The organism is Synechococcus sp. F70.1, assembly GCF_047502745.1.
Lineage (GTDB): Bacteria > Cyanobacteriota > Cyanobacteriia > Thermostichales > Thermostichaceae > Thermostichus.
In genome coordinates this window covers 1-2,457 of sequence record NZ_JANSJL010000037.1, presented here as the reverse complement: position 1 = coordinate 2,457, position 2,457 = coordinate 1, and the positions used below count along the sequence as shown (strand labels likewise).

3 protein-coding genes and 1 pseudogene are annotated in these 2,457 nt (G+C 52.8%); all 4 read left to right on the top strand.

From position 1 onward, the window contains the following. Positions 1–700 (top strand): annotated as a pseudogene (locus NW860_RS02950) (type III-B CRISPR module RAMP protein Cmr6); the annotation flags it as partial. A 29-nt stretch (positions 701–729) separates the two neighbouring features. Then, positions 730–1,029, top strand: a complete 300-nt coding sequence (gene csx18 / locus NW860_RS02945) for a CRISPR-associated protein Csx18 (protein ID WP_414411712.1) — start codon at positions 730–732, stop codon at positions 1,027–1,029. Next, positions 1,029–2,018: a CRISPR-associated endonuclease Cas1 gene (gene cas1 / locus NW860_RS02940; RefSeq protein ID WP_414512293.1), complete on the top strand. Its 990-nt coding sequence runs from the start codon at positions 1,029–1,031 to the stop codon at positions 2,016–2,018. The genes csx18 and cas1 overlap by 1 nt, the downstream gene beginning before the upstream one ends. Further along, on the top strand, positions 2,018–2,296 hold the full coding sequence (cas2, locus tag NW860_RS02935) for a CRISPR-associated endonuclease Cas2 (protein ID WP_011431332.1): 279 nt from the start codon (positions 2,018–2,020) through the stop codon (positions 2,294–2,296). Before cas1 ends, cas2 begins: the two co-directional genes overlap by 1 nt. The last annotated feature ends 161 nt before the right edge of the window (positions 2,297–2,457 follow it).

Below are 2,457 nucleotides of genomic sequence, written 5' to 3'. Positions count from 1 at the left end.
GCCCAATCAGCGAAGAGAAGCCGCAGGCCAACAGGAAGGGATCCTTGTCTTGAGTTTTTCTAGCGAGTGCCAAAATTACGCTTCCCAAGCAGAGCAGGAGGCGGTGAAAAGGCTCTTTACTAACCTCACCTGGATGATGTTCCATCTGGGGGGTGTGGGCCAAGGAGCTAGAAGACCCTGCTACTCCCGCCAGGATCGCGACCGGCCTCCCTGGTGGCGCGGCTCTACCCTAATTCCCAGGTCGGAGGATGCCTTTTGGAAGCTGGCGGAGTCGGTGGCTGGGTTTCAGAAGCTTTTCCAAAAGCGCCTGGGCAACTTCTTTGACGCTCTCAAGACTCTAACCAAGCAGGCCATTAACCCCGATAGCCCAAGAAGTGCTGGCCAGGTTCAGAGGGATAAGTGGCCGCAAGCGGTGGATGCCAACTGCAGGATCGTAGTCTGCAGCGGCGAGGAAGATTTCAACAAACCCTATGCCCTGGCAACTTTGCATCGCTTAGGCCGACAAGATGAAGGCCGGTACGACAAATTCTTGTGCGGGGGTGTACAGGGAGGTGCTCTGCCCTCTCCGGTTTGGATTGCCGATTTGGGTGATTACCAAGTGGTTACCGTTTTTGGGGCAACGGTGAATCCTAGGAAAAGTTATCTTGAACAGCTCAGGAAAAATGCTGATGATTTTGGAATAATCTGGCCCTTGAAGTAGAGATCTTGGAGAATCTCTGGAGGAATAAAATGTCCAAAAAGAGGATCAATGCCAAAGTTCTTAGAAACCTTGTTACAGCTGTGGTCAACGGCTCGATCACGCTGGCCATTTTGCTCATTGCTCCCTTGGGCCTGGCAGCCGTGATTACCAACACTATTTTGGTTGCCATTGCCAGCTTCTTTTCTGGAAGCTTAACAGAGATGGTCATGGATCTTTTGTCAAGCCCTGAAATTGACGTGGAGGTTTTGCCAGAAGAGCGCCAATCCAAGACCAGCACTTCCATAGAGCCAAGGCGAGGCTCAGAGAGTCTGCGTCGAGATGATCAATAATGCGAACCTTGTATGTTTCCCAGCAAGGGTGCAGGCTAAGCCTCAGGCAAGAGTTTGTGCTGGTTCATTTGGGCGAGTCGCTCTTGCAAGAGATGCCTCTGCCCTTGCTGGAGCAAATTTTAATCTTTGGCCGATCCCAGGTAACCACAGACGTAGTGAGAGCGTGCCTGAGGCGGAATATTCCTATTGCCTATCTCTCCCGGCTAGGCTATTGCTATGGTCGCCTTGTTCCTATAGAGAGGGGGTACCGCCGCTTAGCTCATTTGCAACAGGCGCTCCCTGAAGAATGGCGATTGCAAACGGCAGCCCAGATGGTGCGAGCCAAGCTTCTCAATAGCCGAGTGCTGCTGATGAGGCAGCTCAGGCAGCGCCCCACTGAGACAGGGGATCTGACCCTGCGCAGTCTGGAACATTTGGCTGCTCAAGCTCTTGAGGCCAAGTCTCTAGATCAATTGCGGGGCATTGAAGGAGCGGCTGCGGCTCTGTATTTCCCGGAATTGGGAAATTGCCTTCAGCAAAGGGGCTTTGTTTTGCTTAACCGCACTCGACAGCCGCCCACTAACCCGGTTAATGCCATGCTCAGCTTTGGCTACATGGTGCTCTGGAACCATCTATTAACCCTGGTTGAGCTGCAAGATTTGGATCCCTATCAAGGTTGCCTACATGCCAGCAGCGAACGCCACGCTGCTTTGGTTTCCGATTTGCTGGAAGAGTTCCGAGCGCCTATTGTGGACTCATTGGTACTGTGGCTGGTCAACAGCGGTGTTATGGATATCCAAGAAGACTTCGAGTATCGAGATGGGGGCTGTTTTCTCAGCGATGCTGGCAGAAAGAAGTATCTCAAAGCTTTTCTCCAGAGAATGGAGGGATCCATCCAAACCCCCGATGGGGATCAACCCCGCTGGGATTTGCTGACGCAGCAGGTTAAGAAATTTAAGCATTCTGTCTATAATCCTCAAGACCTGTATCAGCCTTACCGGATTCGCTGATGTTTCTTTATGTCGTTACCTACGACACCCCTTGTGATAAGCGCCGCAAGAAAATTGCCGACCTGCTAGAAGGCTACGGCAAGCGCGTGCAATACAGCGTGTTCGAGTGTGTCCTCGACAAGGACAAGTTCGAGGAGCTCAAGCTACGGCTCCGGAAAAGGGTCAAGCCCGATGAGGACAGCGTCCGCTTCTATCCCCTCACCAGCCACGCCCTTGACCAAGTGGAAATCTGGGGTGGGCCCCCCTTAACTGCACCCCCCCACTCGATCGTTGTCTAGCTCAAGCAACTCTCCACCCACTTCAGTACTTGATGTTCTCAAAAGCACACAAAAACGGTATCAACGCTTTTGCGAGCGCCTCGCCAAAACCCGCAAAGGCCGATTCTTTCGTTGACCCGCTCGATGCCTTGCGCCACAAGGCTTTCAGGCCTCTCACCCCC